At 73.3% G+C, this 24,403-nt stretch carries 19 protein-coding genes and 1 tRNA gene; 7 read left to right on the top strand and 13 right to left on the bottom strand.

Features of this window, described 5'->3' with window-relative positions; translation table 11 throughout:
• Positions 1-13: 13 nt before the first annotated feature.
• The 7 genes from AAHH18_RS02130 to AAHH18_RS02100 form a co-directional block, all read right to left on the bottom strand.
• Positions 14-694, bottom strand: coding sequence for a Trp biosynthesis-associated membrane protein (locus AAHH18_RS02130; protein ID WP_343300394.1), 681 nt, complete (start codon positions 692-694; stop codon positions 14-16).
• Entirely contained in the window at positions 684-2,243 is a 1,560-nt protein-coding gene (locus AAHH18_RS02125) for an anthranilate synthase component I (RefSeq protein WP_283322035.1), read from the bottom strand. Before AAHH18_RS02125 ends, AAHH18_RS02130 begins: the two co-directional genes overlap by 11 nt.
• 50 nt (positions 2,244-2,293) lie before the next feature.
• The gene (gene hisI / locus AAHH18_RS02120) at positions 2,294-2,725 is read right to left on the bottom strand and encodes a phosphoribosyl-AMP cyclohydrolase (protein ID WP_343300393.1); all 432 of its coding nucleotides are present in this window, start codon (positions 2,723-2,725) and stop codon (positions 2,294-2,296) included.
• Positions 2,726-2,758: 33 nt separating this feature from the next.
• The gene (locus AAHH18_RS02115; RefSeq protein WP_343300392.1) at positions 2,759-4,579 is read right to left on the bottom strand and encodes an ABC transporter ATP-binding protein; all 1,821 of its coding nucleotides are present in this window, start codon (positions 4,577-4,579) and stop codon (positions 2,759-2,761) included.
• Positions 4,576-6,441, bottom strand: coding sequence for an ABC transporter ATP-binding protein (locus tag AAHH18_RS02110; protein ID WP_343300455.1), 1,866 nt, complete (start codon positions 6,439-6,441; stop codon positions 4,576-4,578). The genes AAHH18_RS02115 and AAHH18_RS02110 overlap by 4 nt, the downstream gene beginning before the upstream one ends.
• Before the next feature lie 237 nt (positions 6,442-6,678).
• A complete protein-coding gene (gene rpsA, locus AAHH18_RS02105; protein WP_283320205.1) occupies positions 6,679-8,166 on the bottom strand; it encodes a 30S ribosomal protein S1 in 1,488 nt (495 codons plus the stop codon).
• Between the two features lie 147 nt (positions 8,167-8,313).
• Positions 8,314-9,339: a 6-phosphofructokinase gene (locus tag AAHH18_RS02100; RefSeq protein WP_283320204.1), complete on the bottom strand. Its 1,026-nt coding sequence runs from the start codon at positions 9,337-9,339 to the stop codon at positions 8,314-8,316.
• 188 nt (positions 9,340-9,527) lie between these two features.
• Here AAHH18_RS02100 and AAHH18_RS02095 point away from each other — a divergent pair, with 188 nt between their 5' ends.
• Positions 9,528-10,421: a class I SAM-dependent methyltransferase gene (locus AAHH18_RS02095; protein ID WP_343300454.1), complete on the top strand. Its 894-nt coding sequence runs from the start codon at positions 9,528-9,530 to the stop codon at positions 10,419-10,421.
• A 160-nt stretch (positions 10,422-10,581) separates the two neighbouring features.
• On the opposite strand, the gene polA is transcribed toward AAHH18_RS02095, so the two are convergent.
• Complete coding sequence (polA, locus tag AAHH18_RS02090) at positions 10,582-13,311, bottom strand: DNA polymerase I (RefSeq protein ID WP_459349063.1); 2,730 nt, start codon at positions 13,309-13,311, stop codon at positions 10,582-10,584.
• On the opposite strand from polA, the gene AAHH18_RS02085 reads away from it, so the two are divergent.
• Entirely contained in the window at positions 13,310-13,762 is a 453-nt protein-coding gene (locus AAHH18_RS02085) for a PaaI family thioesterase (protein WP_459349062.1), read from the top strand. The two genes, polA and AAHH18_RS02085, sit on opposite strands and share 2 nt — an antisense overlap.
• Here the strand turns inward: AAHH18_RS02085 and AAHH18_RS02080 are convergent.
• Positions 13,675-14,358 (bottom strand): GNAT family N-acetyltransferase, encoded by a 684-nt coding sequence (locus AAHH18_RS02080; RefSeq protein ID WP_283320203.1) that lies wholly within the window; start codon positions 14,356-14,358, stop codon positions 13,675-13,677. The genes AAHH18_RS02085 and AAHH18_RS02080 overlap by 88 nt on opposite strands.
• A 431-nt stretch (positions 14,359-14,789) precedes the next feature.
• Here AAHH18_RS02080 and AAHH18_RS02075 point away from each other — a divergent pair, with 431 nt between their 5' ends.
• Genes AAHH18_RS02075 through AAHH18_RS02060 form a run of 4 tightly spaced genes read left to right on the top strand, consistent with a single transcriptional unit; the run spans position 14,790 to position 19,016 of the window.
• Positions 14,790-16,202, top strand: coding sequence for a branched-chain amino acid ABC transporter permease (locus tag AAHH18_RS02075; protein ID WP_343300391.1), 1,413 nt, complete (start codon positions 14,790-14,792; stop codon positions 16,200-16,202).
• A gap of 9 nt (positions 16,203-16,211) precedes the next feature.
• Positions 16,212-17,198, top strand: coding sequence for a branched-chain amino acid ABC transporter permease (locus tag AAHH18_RS02070; protein ID WP_283320201.1), 987 nt, complete (start codon positions 16,212-16,214; stop codon positions 17,196-17,198).
• Positions 17,188-18,201, top strand: a complete 1,014-nt coding sequence (locus AAHH18_RS02065; RefSeq protein WP_283320200.1) for an ABC transporter ATP-binding protein — start codon at positions 17,188-17,190, stop codon at positions 18,199-18,201. The genes AAHH18_RS02070 and AAHH18_RS02065 overlap by 11 nt, the downstream gene beginning before the upstream one ends.
• Positions 18,198-19,016: an ABC transporter ATP-binding protein gene (locus AAHH18_RS02060; RefSeq protein WP_283320199.1), complete on the top strand. Its 819-nt coding sequence runs from the start codon at positions 18,198-18,200 to the stop codon at positions 19,014-19,016. Before AAHH18_RS02065 ends, AAHH18_RS02060 begins: the two co-directional genes overlap by 4 nt.
• 33 nt (positions 19,017-19,049) lie before the next feature.
• On the opposite strand, the gene AAHH18_RS02055 is transcribed toward AAHH18_RS02060, so the two are convergent.
• From AAHH18_RS02055 to AAHH18_RS02045, 3 genes are all read right to left on the bottom strand, one after another.
• Positions 19,050-19,472 carry a DUF2277 domain-containing protein gene (locus tag AAHH18_RS02055; RefSeq protein WP_343300390.1) on the bottom strand — a complete coding sequence of 141 codons (423 nt, stop codon included), beginning with the start codon at positions 19,470-19,472 and terminating at the stop codon, positions 19,050-19,052.
• Between the two features lie 173 nt (positions 19,473-19,645).
• On the bottom strand, positions 19,646-20,908 hold the full coding sequence (locus tag AAHH18_RS02050) for an ABC transporter substrate-binding protein (RefSeq protein ID WP_343300389.1): 1,263 nt from the start codon (positions 20,906-20,908) through the stop codon (positions 19,646-19,648).
• Between the two features lie 233 nt (positions 20,909-21,141).
• Positions 21,142-21,768, bottom strand: coding sequence for an ANTAR domain-containing response regulator (locus AAHH18_RS02045; RefSeq protein WP_283322030.1), 627 nt, complete (start codon positions 21,766-21,768; stop codon positions 21,142-21,144).
• 267 nt (positions 21,769-22,035) lie between these two features.
• Between AAHH18_RS02045 and AAHH18_RS02040 the strand changes: the two genes are divergently transcribed.
• Positions 22,036-23,868 carry an ATP-dependent nuclease gene (locus AAHH18_RS02040; protein ID WP_343300388.1) on the top strand — a complete coding sequence of 611 codons (1,833 nt, stop codon included), beginning with the start codon at positions 22,036-22,038 and terminating at the stop codon, positions 23,866-23,868.
• Positions 23,869-24,068: 200 nt separating this feature from the next.
• Here the strand turns inward: AAHH18_RS02040 and AAHH18_RS02035 are convergent.
• Positions 24,069-24,153 (bottom strand) — tRNA-Leu (locus AAHH18_RS02035).
• Positions 24,154-24,403: the final 250 nt, after the last annotated feature.

Here is a 24,403-nt window from a genome sequence, read left to right as displayed (position 1 = left end):
GCGCGGGCGCCGCTCAGGTCGGGTCGTCGCCCCGGCTCAGCGCGTCCCAGGTGCTGCGCTCGTCCGCGGTCGGCGCGCCGTCCGTGCCCGCGGCGGCGACGGGACGGGAGGTCCCGGCGCCCGGGGTGCCGGCCTCGACGGCACCGCCCCCACCGCCGGCCCGTGCGGCGCGCTCGTGACGGTCGGACGGTGCCGCCCACCGGCCCGACGCGACGGCGAGCCACGCCGCGCCGGCGACGGCGAGCAGCCCCACGGCGGCGGCGACGACGGGCCAGGCGCCCACGACGGCCTCGCCCGCCAGGGTCGCCACGCCCGTCGCGTCGGCCGCGGCCCGCTCCGCCACCGACCGGGCCCCGCTGCGTGCCGCCAGCGCCGAGGCGGTGACGAGCACGCCGGCGGCGGCCACGACCGCGACGACCACCCAGCGCCCCACCCGGCCGACGAGCCCCACCGCACCGGCCGCGGCGAGCAGCACCAGCGCGCCGGCGACGATCCCCGGCGCAGCGGCCGAGCCGCGCACGGTGACCGCGACCGGCTCACCGAGCGCGTCGGCCCCCTCGGCCGTCACCCACGCGGGCAGCGTCACGACCCCGGCCAGCCCGGCGAGCACCAGCAGCGCGAGCACCGCCCGGCCACGACCGGCGGCGGCGCGCCGCCGGGGCGCCGCCCCTGCCGCGGCGTCCTCAGCCGCCATGCCGTCCCGCCCCGCGCAGGCGCGACGCGATCTGCACCGCCCGGACGGCGGCCGCCGCCTTGTCGCGCGACTCCCGGTACTCGGTCTCCGGCACCGAGTCGGCGACGATGCCCGCGCCCGCCTGCACGCTGGCGCGGCCGTCGCGGATGAGCGCCGTCCGGATCGCGATGGCCATGTCCATGTCGCCGGCCAGGTCGAAGTAGCCGACCGTGCCGCCGTAGATCCCGCGGCGCGCCGGCTCGATCTCGTCGATCAGGGCGATCGCCCGCGGCTTCGGGGCCCCCGAGAGCGTCCCGGCCGGGAACGTCGCGGTCAGCGCGCCCAGCGCCGTCGCGCCGGCACGCAGCCGCCCGACGACCGTCGAGCAGATGTGCATGATGTGGCTGAAGCGGCGGACCTCCATGAACTCCACCACCTCGACGGTCGCGGGCTCGCACACCTTGACCAGGTCGTTGCGCGCCAGGTCGACGAGCATGAGGTGCTCCGCGCGCTCCTTCGGGTCCGCGAGCAGCGCGTCGTGCAGCTCCCGGTCCTCCTCCGGGGTGGCCCCGCGCGGCCGGGACCCGGCGATGGGGAACGTCGTGACGTGCCCCTCGGTGACCTTCACCAGCGTCTCCGGGCTCGACCCGACCACCGCGAAGTCGCGGCCGTGGGCGTCCTGGAGCTGGAGGTAGTACATGTACGGGCTCGGGTTCACCGTGCGCAGCACGCGGTACACGTCGAGCGGGTCGGCGGGGCAGTCGAGGTCGAGGCGCTGGGACAGCACGACCTGGAACACCTCGCCGTCGCGGATCGCCTCCTTGCCGGTGAGGACGGCCCGCTCGTACTCCTCGGCGGTGGAGCGGAACTCGAGCTCCGGCACCGGTGCGTCCCCGAGCTCAGCCGCCGCGGGCGCCGCGGGACGCAGCAGGGCCTCCTGCATCGCGTCGAGCCGCGCCACCGCGTCGGCGTGCGCCTCGTCCACGCGCTCGTCGGTGCCGTCGAAGTTGATCGCGTTCGCGATCAGCCACACGGAGCCGTCCCGGTGGTCGGTGACCGCGAGGTCGGTGGCCAGGCACAGGGTGAGCTCGGGCACGCCGAGCTCGTCCGGAGCCGCGGCCGGCAGCGTCGGCTCCCAGTGCCGCACCACGTCCCACCCGAGCGCGCCGACGAGACCGCCCGTCAGCGGGGGCAGCCCCGGCACGGCGGGCGTGCGCAGCACCTCGAGCGTGCCGCCGAGCACCTCCAGCGGGTCCCCGTCGGTCGGCACGCCCGCAGGCACGTCACCGGTCCACACCGCGCGGCCGTCGCGGACGCTGAGCGTCGCCCGGGACCGCACGCCGACGAACGACCAGCGCGACCAGGTGCCGTCCTGCTCCGCCGACTCCAGCACGAACGTGCCCGGCCGGCCGGCCGCGAGCGTGCGGTACAGACCGACCGGCGTGGTGTCGTCGGCCAGCAGCCGGCGCACCACGGGGATGACGCGGCGGTCGGCGGCGCGGGTGCGGAACTCGTCGAGGTGGGGCCACGTGGCGCCCCACGGGACCTCGACGGGCGCCTCGGCCGGCACCGGCGGCGTGCCGGGCGACGTCGGGAGCGGCTGCGCGGCTGCCGGCGCGGTCACGCCGCACCCCCGGCGGTCGCGACCGGGCGCTCCCCCACGACGGCGGCCAGCGGGCCGCCCGCCTCGAAGCACGTCCGTGCCCCCGTGTGGCAGGCCGCGCCGACCTGGTCGACGCGGACCAGCAGGGCGTCGCCGTCGCAGTCCAGCGCGACCGACTTCACGTACTGGGCGTGACCGGACGTGTCGCCCTTGCGCCAGTACTCCTGCCGCGAGCGGCTCCAGAACGTGACGCGGCCGGTCGTGAGCGTCCGGTGCAGCGCCTCGTCGTCCATCCAGCCGACCATGAGGACGTCGCCGGTGTCGTGCTGCTGCACCACGGCGGCGACCAGGCCGGCGGGGTCACGGCTCAGCCGGGCGGCTACGGCGGGGTCGAGCGCGGACGGCCGCGCGGGCGAGCGGGAGCTGTCGGGAGCAGGGTGCTGTGCCACCGGGCGATCCTCCCACGAGCGCGCGGGCGGCGGTCAGCGCGTCTGCGAGACCCACGCCCGGTGCATCGCCGCGTACACGCCGTCCCGGGCCACGAGCTGCTCGTGCGGCCCGACCTCCACGACCTTGCCGGCGTCCACGACCACGACGAGGTCGGCGGCCTCCGCGGTGGACAGCCGGTGCGCGATGGTGATCGTGCTGCGGCCGCTGGTGAGCGAGTCCAGGGCGCGTGCGATGCGGACCTCCGTCGCCGGGTCGACCGCCGAGGTCGCCTCGTCGAGCACCAGCAGGTCGGCGTCCGCCAGGTACGCCCGGGTGAGCGCGACGAGCTGCCGCTCCCCCGCGGACAGCGCCTCGCCGCGCTGCCCGACGGGCGTGTCGAGACCCGACGGCAGCTCCTGCGCCCAGTCGGCGATCCCGAGCTCCTCGAGCGCGGCGCGCAGCTGCGGCTCGGCGGCGGCGCGGTCGGGCGTCGCGCCGTCCGGGCCGGGGCGCAGGCCGTACAGCAGGTTGTCCGCGAGGGTGCTGTCGAACAGGAACCCCTCCTGCGGCACCATCACCACGCGGCGGCGCAGGTGGTCGGTGCTGACGGTGCGCAGGTCGGCGCCGTCGAGCAGCACCGCACCGGACGTCGGGTCCATGAGCCGCGTGACGAGCTTGGCGATCGTCGTCTTGCCCGAGCCCGTCGCCCCGACGACGGCCACCGAGCGGCCCGCGGGCAGGCTCAGGTCGACGTCGTGCAGCACGGGCGGGCCGCCGGGGTACGCGAAGCCGACGCCCCGCAGCTCGACCTGCGCGGGCCCGCGCTGCGACGGGACGCCGCGCGGGCCGGGGTCGGCCACCTGCACGGGCGTGTCGATGATGCCCAGCACGCGCCGCCACCCGGCGACCGCGTTCTGGAGCTCGTTCAGCACCTCGGTGGCCTGCTGCACCGGTCCGGTGAACAGCTGGACGAGGAACAGGAACGCCAGCAGGCGCCCGACGCTCAGGTCGCCGGCCGCGCCCAGCGCGGTGCCCGCCACGACGACGACCGCCAGCACGAGGTTCGCCACCAGCACGCCGGAGGAGAACACGACCGCGACGGTGTTCTGCGCCCGCACCATCGCGTCGCGCGTGGCGTCGATGCGACCGTCGACCGTGCGCTGCACGCGGCGCTGCACCCCGTAGGCGCGGATGGTCTCGGCGCCGACGACGGCCTCCGACACGGCGCCGAGCATGGCTCCGACCCGCTCGCGCACCCGCGTGTAGGCCACGTTCACCCGGCGCTGCAGGGGCCGCAGGGCCAGCGCCAGCGGGCCGAAGCAGAGCCACACGAGCACGGTGAGCTGCCACGAGTACACCGCCATGAGGGCCGTCGCCACCGCGACCTGGAGGGTGGAGACGAGCAGCATGATGCCGCCCCACTGCACGAACATCGAGATCGTGTCGACGTCCGACGTCACGCGGGACACGAGCGAGCCGCGGCGCTCGGTGTTCTGCGTGAGCACCGACAGGTCGTGCACGTGCCGGAACGCCCGGACCCGCAGCTGGGCGAGCCCGGCCTCCGACGCGCGGAACAGGCGCACGTTGACGAGGGCGGAGCAGAGCCCGCCGGCGAGCAGCGCGACCGCGGCGAGGGTGACGAGCGTGACGACCCGACGGACGTCCGGACCGCCCTCGGCGAGGATGCCCGTGTCCATGACCTGCTGCACGGCGACCGGCACGACGACCTTGCCCGCGGCGGCCAGCACCGCGAGCACGAACGTCAGCCACAGCCCCTGCACGAGCTGCGGCGACACCTGCACGCCGCGCCGCAGGGTGCCGAGCACCCCGAGCTGCGCGCCGCCTCCGAGCGCGTCGGCCTGCGGCGCGGTCATCGGACCTCCTCCTCGTCCTGCTCCTCCACCACGAGCAGCTCGGTCTCGAGCTCCTCCTCGGCCTCGAGCTCCGCCTCCAGGGCCTCGGCGCGGCGGGCCGCGCGGCGCTCCGACTCCTGCTCGTACGCGGTCGCCAGCTCCCGGTACCCCGGGTCGCGGGCGAGCAGCTCCGCGTGCGTCCCCCGGTCGACGACCCGGCCGCCCGCGACGTGCACGACCTCGTCCGCCAGCAGCACCGAGGACATCCGGTACGCGACGAGCAGCACCGTCGGGCCGCCCGCCGCGCCCCCGGTGTGCTCCCGCAGCCCCGTGAGGATCCCCTGCTCCACGCGCGGGTCGACGGCCGACGTCGCGTCGTCGAGCACGAGCAGCCGCGGGCGCCGGACCAGCGCCCGCGCGATCGCCAGCCGCTGCCGCTGCCCGCCGGACAGGTTCGACCCGCGCTCGCCGAGCGGGGCGTCGAGCCCGCCCGGGAGGTCCTTGACGACGCCGTCGACCCGCGCGAGCCGCAGGGCCGCCCAGACCTCGTCGTCGCCGGGCGCGTCCGGGTCGTCCGCGTCGCACAGCGTGACGTTGCCGCGCACGGTGTCCTCGAACACGAAGGTCTGCTGGCCGACCAGGACCACCTGCGCCGTGAGGTCGCCGGGCACGAGGTCGCGCACGTCCGTGCCGTCGACCTCCACGGTGCCCGAGGTCGGGTCGGTCAGCCGCGCGACCAGCGACACGAGCGTCGTCTTGCCCGCACCGGTCGGCCCGACCACCGCGACCACGCGCCCGGGCGCCACGTCGAGGTCGACGTCGCGCAGCAGGTCGACCGGCCCGTCCGGCCCCGGCACCCGCACGCCGACCCCGGACATCCGCAGCGACGCGCCCTGCGGCGCCCGCGCGAGGGGGCGCGTCCCGGGGAGCAGCTCGCCCTCGGCGTCGACGACCCGCGCGACGCGGTCGTGGCCGACGAGCGCCCGCGGGAGCTCCCCGAGCACCCACCCGAACGCGCGCACCGGGACGGCCATGAGCGTCAGCAGGTAGGCGGCGGCCACGACGTCCCCGGTCTGCACCGCCCCGGCCGCGACGCGCTGGACGCCCACGAGCAGCACCAGCAGCGTGCCGACGCCGGGCAGCATGTCGATCACCGGGTCGAAGTAGGCCCGGACCACGCCGACGCGGACGTTCGCCGCCCGCAGCCGGTCGGCGCGCTCGGCGAACCGGCGCTCCTCCCGGTCCTCCGTGCCGAGGGACTTCACGAGCAGCGCCGCCTCGAAGCTCTCGTGCGCGATGTCCGCGACCTCGGCCCGCAGCTGCTGCGCGCGCGTCGCGGCCGGCGACATCCGCCGCTGGAACACGAGGTTCGCGAGCACCGCGACCGGCAGCACCACGAGCGCCGCCACCGCCAGCCACACGTCCGTCGCCAGCAGCGCGACGGCCGCGACGCCGATCATCACGACGACACCCAGCGCGAACGGCAGGGGGTTGAACACACCGGTCGCGGCCTCGACGTCCGCCGAGGCGTTCGACAGCAGCTGGCCGGTGGGGTGCTGCCGGTGCCACGTCATGGGCAGGCGCAGGTACTGCCGCGTCACGGCCCGCCGGTGCATGGCCTGCTGGTCGGCGACGCCCATGCCCGCGAAGATCCGCCGGCCGGCGACCGCCGCCGCGAGCGAGACCGCCACCAGCGCGAGCACGCCGCCGGCCAGCCAGATCCGGCCCCGGGCGACGGGGTCGCCGTCGAGCGCCGGCACCACCACGGTGTCCGTCGCCCACCCGAGCACCCGGCTCACCGCGACGGTCAGCGCGCCGAAGGCCGCCGACGTGCTGATGGCCAGCACGTACGTGCGCGGCTGCGACGCGATGCCGCGGCCCATGAGCAGCAGGGAGCGCCGCAGGACCGAGCCGGTGAGCGTCGCCGGGCGGGGCGTGGTGGAGCGGGCAGGCACAGCTCGGCCTCTCGAGAAGGGGTGGTGGGCGGCGAGGTCGATCCTCTCACGCAGCACCGACACCCGGCCCGGGGCGGGACCGGGCGCGGGAACGCCGACGGGCCGGCCACCCGCAGGTGGCCGGCCCGTCGGACCGGTGGCCGGGCTGGACGCCCGGCGGTCGGCTCAGTTGCCGGTGAGCTTCTCGCGCAGCGCGGCGAGCGCCTCGTCCGACGCCAGCGTGCCGGTCGCCTCCTGGGCCGGGGCCGAGGAGTAGGACGACGAACCGCCGGCCGGGGCCGAGGAGGAGGACGACGAGCCCTCCGACGCGGCCTCCGCGTCGGCCTGGACGGCGTCCAGGACCTGCTTGCGGTGCGCCTCCCAGCGCTCGTGGGCCTTGGCGTACTGCGCCTCCCAGGCCTCGCGCTGGGTCTCGTAGCCCTCGAGCCACTCGTTGGTCGCCGGGTCGAAGCCCTCGGGGTACTTGTAGTTCCCCTCCTCGTCGTACTCGGCCGCCATGCCGTACAGCGCGGGGTCGAAGTCCTCGGAGGTCGGGTCGAAGCCCTCGTTCGCCTGCTTGAGCGACAGCGAGATGCGGCGGCGCTCCAGGTCGATGTCGATGACCTTGACGAACACGTCGTCGCCGACCTGCACGACCTGCTCCGGGATCTCGACGTGGCGCACGGCCAGCTCCGAGATGTGCACCAGGCCCTCGATGCCGTCCTCGACGCGCACGAACGCACCGAACGGGACGAGCTTGGTGACCTTGCCGGGGACGACCTGGCCGATGGCGTGCGTCCGGGCGAACGCCTGCCACGGGTCCTCCTGCGTCGCCTTCAGCGACAGCGAGACCCGCTCGCGGTCGAAGTCGACGTCCAGGACCTCGACCGTGACCTCCTGGCCGACCTCGACGACCTCGGACGGGTGGTCGATGTGCTTCCAGGACAGCTCGGAGACGTGCACGAGCCCGTCCACGCCGCCCAGGTCGACGAACGCACCGAAGTTGACGATCGAGGACACGACACCGGGGCGCACCTGGCCCTTCTGCAGGGTCTGCAGGAAGGTGGAGCGGACCTCGGACTGCGTCTGCTCGAGCCACGCGCGGCGCGACAGGACCACGTTGTTGCGGTTCTTGTCGAGCTCGATGATCTTCGCCTCGATCTCCTTGCCGACGTACGGCTGGAGGTCACGGACGCGACGCATCTCCACCAGGGAGGCGGGCAGGAAGCCGCGGAGGCCGATGTCGAGGATGAGGCCACCCTTGACCACCTCGATGACGGTGCCGGTGACGACGCCGTCCTCCTCCTTGATCTTCTCGATCGTGCCCCAGGCGCGCTCGTACTGGGCGCGCTTCTTGGACAGGATCAGCCGGCCTTCCTTGTCCTCCTTCTGGAGGACGAGGGCCTCGACCTCGTCACCGACCTTGACGACCTCGCCCGGGTCCACGTCGTGCTTGATGGACAGCTCGCGGGACGGGATGACGCCCTCGGTCTTGTAGCCGATGTCGAGCAGGACCTCGTCGCGGTCGACCTTGACGATGGTGCCCTCGACGATGTCACCGTCGTTGAAGTACTTGATGGTGGCGTCGACGGCGGCGAGGAAGTCCTCGGCCGAGCCGATGTCGTTGACCGCGACCTGCGGGGTGCCGGGCTTGGCGGGGGTGGAGATGCTCATGTAGGGATGGGCTCCGATGCGGACAGTTGTCGTGCGGACAGGGATTCGACGGCGCGGCGGCCCCTCGGGGCGACCCCGGGAGGTCGCGGCAGGGCACGCCACACCGCCGAATACCTTACCGGTCGCGGTGACGGCCGGTCAAAGCGATCAGGCCAGGGCCCGGGCCACCCGCAGGAGGTCCGCCGGCACGTGCTTGACCTTGCCCGCGATCTCGGGCAGCGGCACCAGGACGACCTCCTCGCCGCGCAGCGCGGTCATCACGTTGGACTCCCCGCGGCTGATCGCGTCGATGGCCGCCACGCCGAAGCGGCTGCCGAGGATCCGGTCCGCCGGGACGGGGCTGCCGCCGCGCTGCACGTGCCCGAGCACGGTCACGCGCGTGTCGAAGCCGGTGCGCTGCTCGATCTCCGCCTTGACCCGCTCGCCGATGGCGCCCGCGACGATCTCGCCGAACTGGCCGACCGGCGCCTCGTAGGACATCGACGTGCCCTCAGCGGGCACCGCGCCCTCCGCCACGACGACGATCGAGAAGTTCGCGTGCGCGCGGTGCCGGTGCTTGAGGAACTTGATGACCGCGTCGATGTCGAACGGCTCCTCCGGCGCGAGGACGACCTCGGCCCCGCCGGCGATGCCCGACGTGACCGCGATCCACCCGGCGTGCCGGCCCATGACCTCGACGATCATGACGCGGTTGTGCGACTCGGCCGTCGTGTGGACCCGGTCCAGGGCCTCCGTGGCGATCTCCACGGCCGTGTCGAAGCCGATCGACCGGTCGGTCCCCCACACGTCGTTGTCGATCGTCTTGGGGATCGCGACGATCTTGACGCCGGCCTCGGCCACCTTCGACGCCGCGTGCAGGGTGCCGTCGCCGCCGATGCAGATGAGGGCCTCGATGCGCTCCGCCTCGAGCGTCGCCAGCACGCCGTCCATGCCGCCGTTCGAGGCGTGCGGGTGGTACCGGGCCGTGCCGAGCAGCGTGCCGCCGATCGGCAGGACGTTGCGGATGTGGTTGCGGGTGAGCGGCACGATGTCGCCGTCGACGACGCCGCGCCAGCCGTTGCGGAACCCGATGATCGAGTGCCCGTACTCCCCCTCGCCGCGCTTCACCACGGCCCGGATCGCGGCGTTCAGGCCGGGGACGTCGCCGCCGCCGGTGAGCAGTCCGACTCGCACGCTGAGGTCTCCTTCATCCAGGGGGTGGGGGTGGGCCGCAGCTCCGTCGCGCGACGCGACCAGGCTATCCGTACCCGGTCCGCGGCCGTGAGCCGGAGGTCCCGGGGCACTACGGTCGGGGGGTGACCAGCCAGGAGCAGCCCGGCAGCCGGGACGCGGGTCCGGGCGGCGCGCCGGCCCCGGGCCCGCTGGCGTCCGCCGGCTACGTCGACGTCCCCGCGGGCGCCGTCGAGGGCGCGGGCCGTCGCTGGTGGGACGCGAACGCCGGCGAGTACCTCGACGAGCACGGGTCGTTCCTCGGCGACGCCGACTTCGTGTGGTGCCCGGAGGGGCTGCGCGAGGCGGACGCGCGGCTGCTCGGCGACGTCGCCGGGCGACGGGTGCTCGAGGTCGGGGCGGGCGCGGCGCAGTGCTCGCGCTGGCTCGCCGCGCACGGGGCGCTGGCGGTGGCGACCGACGTCTCCGGCGGGATGCTGCGGGCCGCCGCGCGGCTGGACCGGGCCGACCGGGTCGCGGGCGGCGGCGCGGGCGGCGGCGCGGGCGCCGGTGAGCGGGCCGCGTCCGGTGCGGGCCGGCTCACCGACGCCGGGCCGGTCGACGGGGCGCGCACGCCGGTGCCGCTCGTCCAGGCCGACGCGCGGGCGCTGCCGTTCCCGGACGCGTCGTTCGACGCCGTGTTCACCGCCTACGGCGCGATCCCGTTCGTCCCCGACGCCGCTCGGGTCCACGCCGAGGCGGCCCGGGTGCTGCGGCCGGGCGGCCGGTGGGTGTGCTCGGTGACGCACCCCGTGCGGTGGGCGTTCCCCGACGACCCGGGCCCGCGGGGCCTGACCGCGGACCGCTCGTACTTCGACCGGCGGCCCTACGTGGAGCAGGACGAGCAGGGGCGCGTGCTGTACGCGGAGTACCACCGGACCGTCGGGGACCACGTGGCCGACGTCGTCGCGGCCGGCCTGGTGCTGGACGCGCTGGTCGAGCCCGCCTGGCCCGAGGGGCACGACCGGACGTGGGGCGGCTGGAGCCCGCTGCGCGGCGCGCACCTCCCCGGCACGCTGATCCTCGTGGCGCACCGCCCGGCCTGACCGCCGCCGGCCGGGTGCCGACGCAACCGGCGAGGTCGTCACCTGCGGCCGAGGTCGTGCGTCCCACCTGACGACCTCGGCCCGAGGTGACGACCTCGGGCCTGGAGGACGGCCTCACGCGGGCCGGGGGTGGGGGCGCGGTGGGGCAGGGGGGCGTGGGTCAGTGGCCGGCGGCGTGCCAGCTCGGGCCGACGCCGACCGACACGTCCAGGGGGACGTCGAGCGCGTACGCCGAACCCATCTGCGCGCGTACCAGCGCCTCGACGGCCTCGCGCTCGCCGGGCGCGACCTCGAGCACGAGCTCGTCGTGCACCTGGAGCAGCAGCCGGGAGGCGAGCCCCTGGGCGTCGAGCTCCCGCTGCACGCCGAGCATCGCCAGCTTGATGATGTCGGCCGCGCTGCCCTGGATGGGCGCGTTGAGCGCCATGCGCTCGGCGGCCTCCCGGCGGATCCGGTTGTCGCTCGTCAGATCCGGCAGGTAGCGGCGCCGGCCGAGGATCGTCGCGGTGTAGCCGGTCGCGCGCGCCTCGTCGGCCACGCCGGACAGGTAGTCGCGCACGCCGCCGAACCGCGAGAAGTAGTCCCGCATGAGCGCCGAGGCCTCGGCGACGTCGATCTTGAGCTGCTGCGACAGGCCGTACGACGACAGGCCGTACGCCAGGCCGTAGGACATCGCCTTGATCTTGGAGCGCTGCGCGCTGCTCACCTGGTCGGTCGGCACGCCGAACACCCGGGAGCCGACGTAGGAGTGCAGGTCCTCCCCCGCGGTGAACGCCTCGATGAGCCCGGCGTCGCCGGACAGGTGCGCCATGATCCGCATCTCGATCTGCGAGTAGTCGGCGGTCAGCAGCGTCTCGTAGCCCGCGCCGACCACGAACGCCCGGCGGATCTGCCGGCCGGCCTCGGTGCGGATCGGGATGTTCTGCAGGTTCGGGTCCGTGGACGACAGCCGCCCGGTCGCCGCGATCGTCTGCTGGAACGTCGTGTGGATCCGCCCGTCGGGTGCGACGGACCGCAGCAGGCCCTCGACGGTCTGCCGGAGGCGGATCGCGTCGCGGTGCGCGAGCAGGTGCTCGAGGAACGGGTGGCCGGTGCGGGCGAACAGGTCCGCCAGCGCGTTGGCGTCGGTGGTGTAGCCGGTCTTGATCTTCTTGGTCTTCGGCATCTCGAGCTGGTCGAACAGCACCTCCTGGAGCTGCTTCGGCGAGCCGAGGTTCACCTCCCGCCCGATGACGTCGTACGCCTCGGCGGCGGCGCGCTGCACCGCGGTGTCGTACTCCTTCTCGAGCGCGGAGAGGTACTCGGCGTCGGCGGCGATGCCGACGTGCTCCATGCGCTCCAGCACGCCCTCGAGCGGCAGCTCGACGTCGCGCAGCAGGTGGTCGGCCCCGCGGTCCGCGAGCTGCCCGCCGAGCACGTCGACGAGGTCCAGCACCGCCGCCGCGCGGACGGCGCCGCGGGCACCCTCCTGCGAGCCCTCCAGGTCGAGGTCGAGCGCGCCCTGGCCGGAGTCGTCCGCCACCGCGCCGAGCTCGCGCCGCAGGTAGCCGATCGCGAGGTCCGACAGGTCGTAGCCGCGGCGGTCCGGCTGCAGCAGGTACGCCCCCAGCTCGGTGTCGAACTCGACGCCCTCGAGCGCGAACCCGCGGCCGGCCAGCGCGTGCCAGGCCTCCTTCGCGGCGTGCAGCACCTTCGGCTGCGCGGGGTCCGCCAGCCAGGCGCCGAGCGCCGCCTCGTCCTCCGGGGCGATCTGCGCCAGGTCGTACGCCACGGCCTCGTCGCCGACGACCAGGGCGATCCCCCACGCGTCGCCGCCCGCCGGGGACGCCGAGCCCTGCACGTCGACCGCGGTGCGCGCGCCGGCGTGCCGCCCGAGCCACGCGGCCAGCCCGCCGTCCACCGGCGTGACCATCCCGGGGCCCTCGGACGGGCCCGCGACGTCGCCCGCCCCGTCGCCCTCGCCCGGCAGCATCGCGAACAGCCGGTCCCGCAGGGTCCGGAACTCGAGCTCGTCGAGGATGGTGTGCAGCGCCTCGCGGTCCCACGGGCGCGCGGCCAGGTCCTCCGGGCCGAGCGGCAGCTCCAGGTCGTCCAGCAGCCGGTTGAGCTGGCGGTTGAGCAGCACCTGGTCGAGGTGCGCGCGCAGCGACTCCCCCGCCTTGCCGGTGATCTGGTCGACGTGGGCGACGACGCCCTGCAGGCCGTCGTACGTCGTGATCCACTTCGCGGCCGTCTTCGGCCCGACGCCCGGCACGCCCGGGAGGTTGTCGGAGGACTCCCCGACCAGCGCCGCGACGTCGGGGTACCGGGACGGCGGCACGGCGTACTTGGCCTCGACCGCCTCGGGCGTCATCCGCGCGAGCTCGGACACGCCCTTGACGGGGTAGAGCACGGTGACCCGCTCGTTGACGAGCTGGAGCGAGTCGCGGTCGCCGGAGCAGATGAGCACGTCCATGCCCTCGGCCGCGCCCTGGCGCGCGAGCGTCGCGAGGATGTCGTCGGCCTCGAACCCCGGCTTGTCGAGCGTCGGGATGTGCATGGTCGCCAGGACCTGCTTGATGACGTCGACCTGCCCGCGGAACGGCTCCGGGGAGGCCGAGCGGTTGGCCTTGTACTCCTCGTACTGCTCGGTGCGGAACGTCGTGCGGCCGGCGTCGAACGCCACCGCGACGTGCGTCGGCTCCTCGTCCCGCAGCAGGTTGGCGAGCATCGACACGAACCCGAACACCGCGTTGGTGGGCTGCCCGGTCGAGGTGGCGAACTTGTCCACCGGGAGGGCGAAGAACGCCCGGTACGCCATCGAGTGGCCGTCGACCAGGAGCAGTCGTGCGGGCTGCCCGCCGGCGGGGAGTCGCGTCGCGTCAGTCACGGGTGCCAACCTATCGGGCATGTCCGACACCGGCCCGCACCCCACCGACGCCCCCGAGACCACCGGCACCCCCGGCGACCCCGGCCTCGCCTTCCCGCCCGGCACGCTCATGGAGCGCCTCGGCATGACGCTGCTGGAGGTGACGCCGCAGCGCGCCGTCGGGACGCTGCCGGTCGCCGGCAACGTGCAGCCCTACGGCCTGCTCCACGGCGGGGCGTCGGCGGTGCTGGCCGAGACCCTCGGCTCGTACGCCGCCGCCGCGCACGCGGGTCCCGGGCGGCGCGCCGTGGGCATCGAGCTGAGCTGCACGCACCACCGGTCGGCGACCGAGGGCGTGGTCACGGGCACCGCGACCGCCGTGCACCTCGGCGGGCGGGTGGCGACCTACGACGTCGTGGTCGAGGACCCGCGCGGCCGGCGGATCTGCTCCGCGCGGCTGACCTGCATGCTGATCGACGACCGCCCGGTCTGAGCCACCGCGGCCTCCGCCGGCGTCGCCGCCCGGCCCGCCCGGGCCCGGCGCCGGCGCGCGATGAGGTCGTCCAGCCCGACGCGCGCGCTGCGGCGGGCCGGGGCGTCCGCGACGAGCCGGCGCTGCAGCGCCTCGGTGCTGGCCACGCGGTGGGCCGCCGCCGGGGCGAACCCCAGGCGGGCGAGGAACCGCAGCATCCCGCGCGCGCCCGGCAGCGGCACCGCGAGCACGTCCGCGGCACCGGCCCGTTGCGCCTCCTCGACCACGGCGCCGAGCAGCGCGTGACCCACGCCGCGGCGGCGCGCGCCCTCGGCGACGTAGACCGCCTCGATCGACACGGCCACCTCGTCGGTGAACAGGCTCGGCCCGACGATGCGGGCGAGGGCCAGGCCGCAGACCTCGCCGTCCAGCAGGCCGACGAGCCCGCACGCCCCGGGCTCGCCCACGAGCGCGCCGATCTGGTGCCGCAGCCGGTCCGCGTCGTCCGTGCAGAGCTGCGCGCCCACCACCGACTCCGCGCGGGCGGCGAGGCTCAGGGCGACGAGGACGTCGAGGTCCTCGGGTCGGGCAGGGCGCACGGCGACGGGTGACGGCACGGCGACCTCCTCCTCGGCACTCGGACGGGGCGACGACAACGATGTCGTCGCGAGCCTGCTGCACCCCCTGCGGCAGCCCGATCATGGCCCACGACCGCCCGTTCTGCCTAGTCGCCCCCGGCAGCGGTCCCGGCGTCCGTCCGCGAACGGCCTGGTCAGCACGCCGGGCCGTGAACCGGCTCACACGCCCGGGTGAACGGCCCTCCGGAGGAGCGGGACGGCCGGCCGCGCACCGGCGCCCGCCCGGCGCCCGCAGGCCGCGAACGCCTCGAACACGCCCGTAATCATCCGGAAACTATTGCTCCCTACTGTCGCGCCAACTCACGGAGAGCAGAACGTGACGCGCCCGGCCTCCCGGTCGTGCTGCGTGCTCGCCGGAAACCGCAGCCGACTCCGGCCGATCCGTCGGCCACGACCGGACGGAGGACCAGGTGCGCCGAGCCGCAACCAGGGACCGTTCCACCGCCGGGGCGCTCGCCGTCCTCGGCGCGCTCCTGCTCACCCTGCTCCTCACCGTGGCCGTCCCGGGCACCGCCCGGGCGGCGGCGGCCGGGTGCGTCGCCGACGCCGCCACCGGCTGCCTCAACGGCACCATCCGCACGTCCGACCAGCAGCCCGCTGCCGGCGTCGTGCTCGACGTCGAGGGTCCCGGGGGCGCGAGCCAGGCCACCACGGACGCCGACGGCCGCTGGACGCTGGCCGTGACCGAGGCGGGCGACTACACGGTCACGCTCGACACCGCGACGCTCCCCGCGGGCGAGACGCTGCGCGACCCGTCGGGCAACCCGCGCACCGTGACGGTCGCGCTCGGGTCCTCCGCGGGCGTGCTGTTCCCGCTGGGCGAGCCCGCGGCGCCCGCCGGGGGTGGCGACGAGACCGCCGCCCCCGACCCGGCCAGCACCGCGCCGGCCCCGTCCGACGAGGTGGGGGCCCCCACCGGGTCGTCCAGCTCCGGCGGGTTCTCCTGGGGGCGTCTCGCGCAGCAGGCGAGCAGCGGCCTGGTGTTCGGCGTGCTGCTCGCGCTGGCCTCCGTCGGGCTGTCGCTGATCTACGGCACCACGGGCCTGTCGAACTTCGCGCACGGCGAGCAGGTGACGCTCGGCGCGATCGCCGCGTACGTCGGCGTCCAGCTCTGGGGCCTGCCGCTGCTCGTCGCGGGCGTGCTGGCCGTGGTGGTCGGCGCGGCGTCGGGCTGGCTGCAGGACGCGGGGATGTGGCACCCGCTGCGCAAGCGTCGGGTCGGCACCACGCAGCAGATGATCGTCACGATCGGTCTGTCGATGGCGCTGCAGTACACGTACCAGTTCTTCTTCGGCGGGGGCGCGCTGCGCATCGTCACGACGAACCCGACGACGGTCACGCTCGGTCCGGTCCGGATCAGCACGACGTCGCTGTGGTCGCTGCTGCTGGCGGCCGTCGTGCTCGCCGCGGTGGCGTACTTCCTGCTCGGCACCCGGGTCGGCCGCGCCACCCGGGCGGTCTCCGACAACCCGGCGCTGGCGGCGGCGTCGGGCATCACCGTCGACCGCATCGTGCGGCTCGTCTGGGTGCTCGGTGCGGCGCTCGCCGCGCTCGGCGGCGTGCTCATGGGCCTGTACCTCAACGCGACGTCGTGGAACATGGGCGGCGCGCTGCTGCTCCTCATGTTCGCCGCGGTGACGCTGGGCGGCCTCGGCCAGGCGTTCGGCGCGCTGGCCGGCTCGATCGTCATCGGCCTGGTGGTCGAGATGTCGAACCTCGTCATCCCGAGCGACATGCGCTACGCCGGCGCCCTGCTCATCCTCATCCTCGTCCTGCTGCTGCGGCCCCAGGGCATCCTCGGACGCGCCGAGCGGATCGGTTAAGGAGCCGTCATGGAGTGGTCCCGCATCCTCGTCAACGTCGCGGGCGAGATCTTCGCCCCGACCACCGCCGCCTACGCGCTGGCGGCCATCGGCCTCAACGTGCACTTCGGCCTCACCGGCCTGCTGAACATGGGCCAGGCCGGGTTCATGCTGCTCGGTGCCTACGGCTTCGCGATCTCGACCATCGCCGGGTGGCCGCTGTGGGCCGCGGTGCTCGTCGCGATCGCCTGCGCCGCCGTGTTCGCCCTGCTGCTCGGCATCCCCACGCTCAAGCTGCGCGGCGACTACCTGGCGATCGTGACGATCGCCGCCGCCGAGATCATCCGCCTCGTCGGGCGGTCCACCGCCCTGACGGACCTGACGGGCGCCTCGTCCGGGCTGCGCGGCAACTCGTACAAGGACACGTTCCAGGACGCGTCGCCGTTCCCGGACGGCAACCTCGCGATCGGACCGTTCGAGTACTCGATGAACGCGTCCAACTCGTGGTGGATCCGCATCGTCGGCTGGGCGGTCGTCGCCCTGGCGTGCCTGCTGGTGTGGCTGCTCATCCGCAGCCCGTGGGGCCGGGTGCTCAAGGGCATCCGCGAGGACGAGGACGCCGTGCGGTCGCTCGGCAAGAACGTCTACTCGTACAAGATGCAGTCCCTGGTGCTCGGCGGGGTGATCGGCGCCGTGGCGGGCATCATCTACGTCCTGCCCCGGGCGGTGCAGCCCGACTCGATGGGCCGCCCCATGACGTTCTTCGTCTGGACGATCCTGCTGCTCGGCGGCGCCGCGACGGTGTTCGGGCCGGTGCTCGGGTCGATCATCTTCTGGGTCTCGCTCATGCTCATCAAGTCCGTCATGCGCGTCGGCGTCCCCGAGTCCGTGATGCGCACCGAGCAGATCGAGCAGTTCGGCTGGATCGTCGTCGGCGTGACGCTCATGCTGCTGGTGATCTTCCGGCCCCAAGGCATCCTCGGCGACAAGAAGGAGCTGGCGATCGATGTCCGCTGACGTCCCCCGCGGCCACGTGCCGCCGCCCGTCCCGCACGCGACGACGGCCAGCGGCAAGGACCGCGTCACGGCCGACCTGGCGCACGTCGCCCGCACCCCCGGCATCCCGAAGCCCGACGCGATCGTCGTCGCCGACGGGGTCACCCGGCACTTCGGCGGCATGACCGCCGTCGACGTGGAGCACCTCGAGGTGCAGCGCGGCGCGATCACCGCCCTCATCGGCCCGAACGGCGCCGGCAAGACGACGCTGTTCAACCTGCTGACCGGGTTCGACCGGCCGAGCACCGGCACGTGGTCGTTCGAGGGACGGTCCCTGTCCGGGGTCGCGGCGGCGCGCGTCGCCCGCTCCGGCATGGTCCGCACCTTCCAGCTGACCAAGGCGCTGTCCCGCATGACCGTCATCGAGAACATGCGGCTCGGGGCCACCCGCCAGCCCGGCGAGAACCTGTTCACCGCGCTGGTGCCGCCGCTGTGGAGGGCGCGCGAGAAGGAGATCACCGAGAAGGCCGAGGAGCTGCTGGTCCGGTTCAAGCTCGACGCCAAGCGCGACGACTACGCGGGCTCGCTGTCCGGCGGCCAGCGCAAGCTGCTCGAGATGGCGCGGGCGCTGATGTCGGACCCCACGATGGTCATGCTCGACGAGCCGATGGCCGGCGTGAACCCGGCGCTGACGCAGTCGCTGCTCGGCCACATCCAGGCGCTGCGCGAGGACGGCACGACCGTGCTGTTCGTCGAGCACGACATGCACATGGTCCGGCACATCTCGGACTGGGTGGTCGTCATGGCGGAGGGCCGGATCGTCGCCGAGGGGCCGCCCGAGGCCGTGATGGCCGACCAGGCCGTGATCGACGCGTACCTGGGCGCGCACCACGACACCGACCTGGGCGACGACGCGCTGCTCGAGGACGGCATCGCGCGCCTCGAGGCCGAGGAGGCCGGCGAGGTGGACGACGCGTTCGCCGGCACCGACACCGGCACCGACACGAAGGAGGGCACCCGATGAGCAGCACCGCCGTGCAGGGGTCCGACCCCTCGACCGTCCACCGCGGGGCGCCCGCGGGCGAGCCGCTGCTCGCGGCGACCGACCTGGTGGCGGGCTACGTGCCGGGCGTCAACATCCTCAACGACTGCAACCTCGTGGTGCACCCCGGGGAGCTCGTCGGCATCATCGGCCCGAACGGCGCCGGCAAGTCGACGCTGCTCAAGGCGCTGTTCGGGCTGGTGACGATCCGGTCCGGCTCGGTGGTGCTGAAGGGCGAGGACATCACCAACCACCGCGCCGACTCGCTGGTGCGACGGGGCGTCGGGTTCGTGCCGCAGACCAACAACGTGTTCCCGTCGCTGTCCATCCAGGAGAACCTCGAGATGGGGCTGTTCCAGGCCCCCAAGCGGTTCGCGGAGCGGTTCGACTTCATCGTCGACCTGTTCCCGGTGCTCGGCGAGCGGCGCAAGCAGCGCGCCGGGTCGCTGTCCGGCGGCGAGCGGCAGATGGTCGCGATGGCGCGCGCGCTCATGATGGACCCGTCCGTGCTGCTGCTCGACGAGCCGTCCGCGGGCCTGTCCCCCGTCCGCCAGGACGAGACGTTCCTGCGGACCCGCAAGATCAACAAGGCGGGCGTGTCGGTCGTCATCGTCGAGCAGAACGCCCGGCGGTGCCTGCAGATCTGCGACCGGGCGTACGTGCTCGACCAGGGGTCGAACGCCTACTCGGGCCCCGGGCGCGAGCTGATGAACGACCCGAAGGTCATCGAGCTGTACCTCGGGACGCTCGCCACCGACGTCGAGGCCGCGGCGCAGCGGGACGCCCCGCAGGGCTGAGCCCGCCTGCCCGTCGGGAGCCCGCGTCCGCCGTCAGGCGGGCGCGGGCTCCTGCGTGTGCGGGTGCGCGTGGTCCGGGTGCGCGTGGTCCGGGTGCGCGTGGTCGTGCGGGTGCGCGTGCGGGTGGTCGTGGTCGTGCGGGTGCGCGTGGTCGTGCCCTGCGCCGTCCTCCGGCTCCCCCGCGTCGAACGGCCCCATCCCGAGGCGTGCCCGCACCTCCGGGCGCCGCAGCGGCGGCACGGTGGCCGGCGGGCGCCGCCGGTCCGGGAGCTCGGCGAGCAGCCGCGTGACGATCGCCGCCACCTCCGCGACGGCCCGCTCGACGGGCTCGTGGGTCGCCGCGCTGGTGGCCTGGACGCCCGTGACCTTGCGGACGAACTGCCGCGCAGCGGCCTCGACCTCCTCGGGCGTCGCGGCCGGCTCCAGCCCCCGCAGCGTCGTGATGTTCCGGCACATCGTTGGTCCCCCTCGCGGACGGTGCGCCGGGCCGCGCGGCCCGTGCCCGGCCGACCGTACGCCGCCCCACCGCGCCCGTGGAAGCCCTCCGGGGCACGCGCCGGGGCCCGGGACGCGCGTGGCGTCCCGGGCCCCGGGGGTGGTGCTGCCGGCTGCCGCCGGTCAGGCTCGCGTCACTCGACGGAGCCCTCGACCGCCTTCACCCAGACGTTCTTGTTGTCGGCCCCGTACTTGTAGACGCCGATGAACGCCGACGACGGGTCGTTGTCCTCGTTGAACGGGCCGGTGCCCGCCTGGCCGACGTAGTGGATGTCGCTGCCGCCGTCCAGGAGCTCGACGCAGTCCGCGAACGTGGAGCACTCCTCGCCGCCGTCCGCGCCGGAGACCGCCGCCAGGTTCGCCTGGATCGTCGGGCCGTCGGTGGCGCCGCCCTTGACCGCCGCGAGGGCCGCCAGGATCGTCGCGTCGTACGACTCGGGGCCGTAGGCGTAGTCGGTGAGGTTCGCGTCGACCTCCTTGAGGCGCGCCTGGAACTCGTCGCTGGGGAACGCGCCGGGGATGGTGCCCTGGGCGCCCTCGAGCGTGCCCGGCTCGAAGTCCGCCGAGTAGTCCGCCGTGTTGCCGTCCACCATGTAGATCGTCGACGGGTCGACGCCGGCGGCGGCGAGCTCGGGGATGATCTGCTTGGTCTGCTCGAACGCCAGCACCACGACCGCGTCGGGGTTGGTGGCCATGAGCGCCGTGACGTCGGTCGCGAAGCTGCTCGCGGCCGGGTCGAACTCCTCGCCCGGGTTGCCGTAGACGACGGTCGCGCCCGTGGCCTCGACGGTCTCCTTGACGACGTCGCGCAGCGAGGTGCCGTAGTCGTCGTTGAACACCAGGATGCCGATGTTGGAGTGCCCGTCACCGGTGATGAGGTTGCCGAGCGCCGAGCCCTGGACCGTGTCCGGCGGGGCGGTGCGGAAGTAGAAGTCCGAGTAGCCGGACAGCGACGTCGCGGTGTTCGCCGGCGAGATCTGCACGACCTCGGCGCCCGTGATGTCGTCGATCACGTTGAGCGTGACGGACGAGGACGCCGCACCGATGATGACCTGCACGTCCTGCGAGAGCAGGTCGGTCACCGACTGGGTCGCGACCTCGGCGTGGTCGGCGTCCGAGGAGTCCGCGTGCGTGACCTCGACGTCCTGACCCAGGACGCCGCCCGCCTCGTTGATCTCCTTGATCGCCAGGTCGACGCCGGCGACCTCCGGCGGGCCGAGGTACGCCAGGGTGCCGGTCTGCGGGAGGAGCGTGCCGACGATCAGCGGGCTGCCGTCACCGCCGGCCGTCTCGTCGTCGCCGGACCCGCCGTCGTCGGAGCTGGAGCACGCGGTGAGCACCAGCGCGACGGCGCCGGCGAGGGCCGCCGCCTGGACGGCGTGTGTCGTACGAATCATGCGTGGTACCCCTGTCGGTGAGTACTGCCGGCCGGGAGCCCCGGCCGGTGCTGTGGCCGTGAACGTAGGGGCCGCATGTGTCCGACATGTGTCGGCTGTGTCTCAACGAGTGGTTGTTGCCGATTCGTGACCAACGAGGGGCTCGTGGGCCGCGCTCCGCCCGGACGCGCCGAGGCCCGGTCCGCCACGACGGGCGGACCGGGCCTCGGGGAGCAACCGGGCGGGGTGGGGCGTCAGGCGCCGCCGCCGACCTGCTCGATGACCGCGTCCGCGACCTCGCGCATCGTGAGGCGGCGGTCCATCGAGGTCTTCTGGATCCAGCGGAACGACTCCGGCTCCGTCAGGCCCATCTTCGTCATGAGCAGGCCCTTGGCGCGGTCCACGCGCTTGCGGGTCTCGAAGCGCTCGGCCAGGTCGGCCACCTCGGACTCCAGCGCGGAGATCTGCGCGTAGCGGGAGATCGCGATCTCGACCGCCGGCAGCAGGTCCGCCGGGCTGAACGGCTTGACGACGTACGCCATCGCGCCGGCGTCGCGCGCCCGCTCGACGAGCTCGGTCTGCGAGAACGCGGTGAGCAGCACGACCGGCGCGAGGTGGGCCTTCGCGATGCGCTCGGCCGCGGAGATCCCGTCGAGCACCGGCATCTTGACGTCCATGACCACGACGTCGGGCTTGAGCTCCGTGGCGAGGGCCACGGCCTGCTCGCCGTCCCCGGCCTCACCGACCACGTCGAAGCCCGCCTCGCGCAGCGTCTCGACGACGTCCATGCGGATGAGGGCCTCGTCCTCCGCGACGACCGCGCGGCGGGCCGGCTTCGCGGCGACCTCCGGGGCCTTCTCGGCCGCGCGGGCCTGCGGGATGTCGAGGTCGAGGGGGGTGCTGCCGGCCTGCTGCTCGCTGCCGTCCGGCGTGGTCGGCGTCGCGTCCTGGGTGCTCACGGGATCAGATTCTAGGACCACGTCCGGCCCGGCCGCCCGGAACGCCCCTGTGAACCTCGGCACGCCGACCGTCCGGTCGGGTTCGTCCCGGTTCGCGGCAGTGCCCCGGGAAGCGCCACACCTCTTCAAGGCGCCCTCGTGCGGGGAATCGCCCGCTACGGTTGCTTCCGACCAGAGAGGTGCCCGGACATGCGGCTGCTGAGCCTTCGTGTAAGGAACTACAGGACGATCGGCCAGGTGGAGCAGACGCTATCGTTCGGCGGCGGGCTCACAATCGTCGGACCGAATAACAGCGGAAAGACCAATCTGCTCAGCGCGGTGCAACTACTCTTCACCGGGCGCGATAATTCTCACTCATACTCGCGAGAGCGGGACCTTCCGTTCGGCCACAAGAGGGTCAAAACTTCCCTCCTGGCGACGTTCGAGGGCGACCCAACAGCAGACTCAGACAGGCATCTCTACGACCTGTTGGACCAGTTGCACTCGATTCTCGGCACGCAGCGCTCATCGTCTACCTTTAACCTGAGTCTCGTGTTCACCGAGGGCGGGAACCCCGTATATCAGTTTTTTCCCAACGCGAAGCAGCCGTCAGTCACGGCGGCCCGTGTGCAGTTCAGTCGCACACAGACTCAGCTGGTTGCGGAACTACTCGAGCATTTTTCTTGCCACTACGTGCCATCGGCGCGGAGCGTCGGCCAGCTCTACGAAGAACTGCTAATTCCCTTCTTGCGCACCGCTACTGCGAAGGCGCTCGCGCCGCACGAACCGGTCATCTCAAGCGCACTTTCCACGATCGCCGATTCCTTCAACGCCGAGCTTTCCGCCGCTGGCCTGGGCAATCTGTCCGTGTCGTTCGATCTTCCCGACAAGTCGCTTGAGCAACTCATTCGAGGCTTCGACTACATGATCTCGGACCCTGACCGGACTCCTGTGTCGCATAAGGGGCAAGGGGTGCAGTCGACCGCGCTGCTCGCGGGCTTCCTGTGGATGACTCAGTCCTTGCTGAGCCAGGGCAAGAGCGTCATCTGGCTCCTAGAAGAGCCTGAGCCCTACCTGCACCCGGAGCTATCACAGGCCGTCTTGAGTCTTCTTGAGCGGCTCCGCGTTCATTCGCTGGTAATTGCAACAACCCACTCTTTGGCATTCGTTCCGCAGAACCCCTCCGCCGTGTGTGGCACAGAGATCGAAGCCCGCCGTACCGTCGTCACAACTTACCGCACTTACACGGATGCTACTCAAAGGCTCCGAAGCGCACTTGGCGTCCGATTCAGCGACTACTACAACTTGGGCCTCTTCAACGTGCTCGTCGAAGGCCAAAGCGACCGCGAGATGCTCGAGTGGTTTCTCGGCCTAGTACCCGCAGACCGGCACCCTTGGCCGCGCGTGCGAGCGGCCGCAATTCTCGATTTCGGGGGTGTGAAGTATCTCGCGGGATTTATCCGGGCAACATACTCGTTGATTCGACTTGAGCGGCCGTGCGTCGCGATGTTCGATGGGGACGAAGCCGGCCAGCACGAGCGCAATGACCTCCAGCGGTACTTTGGGCGGATCGGAGTTCCGTTCCAGCCAAATAGGAACTTCGTCTCTGTCCGGAACGGCTTCGCGATAGAGGGGCTCTTCCCGGACGCATGGGTCATTGAGTTGTATGCGGCCCACACAGGCTGGTTCGAAGCATTCTCGCAGGATGTCTCAGGTGACCTGGAATCGTTCCGCGTTAAGTCCCGGAACAAGGAGGATCTTCAACGGGCCTTGGCCCGTCGGGCCGAGGGCGAGACCAACCTGTCTTGGGCGACTCGATGGACGGACCTGTGCGTCGCGTTGGAGCGCGCCCTCGAAGCGTTGGAGCGCGACGTCGCGAAGGTTTCGGCGCAAGCCGAGTCGTCCGAGGCTTCCGGCCCCGCCGGATATCAGCAACCGACAGCACGCGCCGCCTCCGCGAGTCGTGACGTGCCCGCCGGTGCCAGCTCGAGTGAGGACGTCGAAGCCGATCCAGGGACCTGGCCCTCGCCCACGTTGCAGTGACGGCTTCCGCCCACCGAGCGCCTCGGCTCCTGTGATTGCCCGGTAGGGGCGGGGCACTGCTGGAGGCGCCCTGCTCCTGCCGTCGAGGTGTAGGGAACGCGAGCGACAGCCGGCGACGTTCGCGCTTGGCTGTCCCCGCCTGTGCACGGTGTCCCGGCCGTAGAGGCTGGGTCATCGGCCGCCGAACGCCGGTCGCGGGATGGTGCCCCCGGAGGGACTCGAACCCTCACGCCTTGCGGCACCCGGGTTTGAGCCGAGCGCGTCTGCCAGTTCCGCCACAGGGGCTTGCGCCGAACAGCCTAGTGGCCAGGCAACGGTTCGCGATCTCCACCCAAGCCGAGTGCGTTCCTCAGTTGGATAGGCTCCCAGCGGCTTGCGATGCGTAGGCGATGTAGCCAGGCGCTCAGCCAGGTCACAAGTCGAACATTTGGCACTCGAACCCACACTGGATCGGGTTTGGGCCGAACGCCTCTGCCGGTTGGGCTATCGGGGCCGCCGGGCCCGCGTACCGGCGGCTGTCCCACCTCCGGCACGG

This window comes from Cellulomonas olei (genome assembly GCF_039548315.1).
In the GTDB taxonomy this organism is placed as follows: Bacteria; Actinomycetota; Actinomycetes; order Actinomycetales; family Cellulomonadaceae; genus Cellulomonas.
This window is presented reverse-complemented; position numbering and strand designations above follow the sequence as displayed.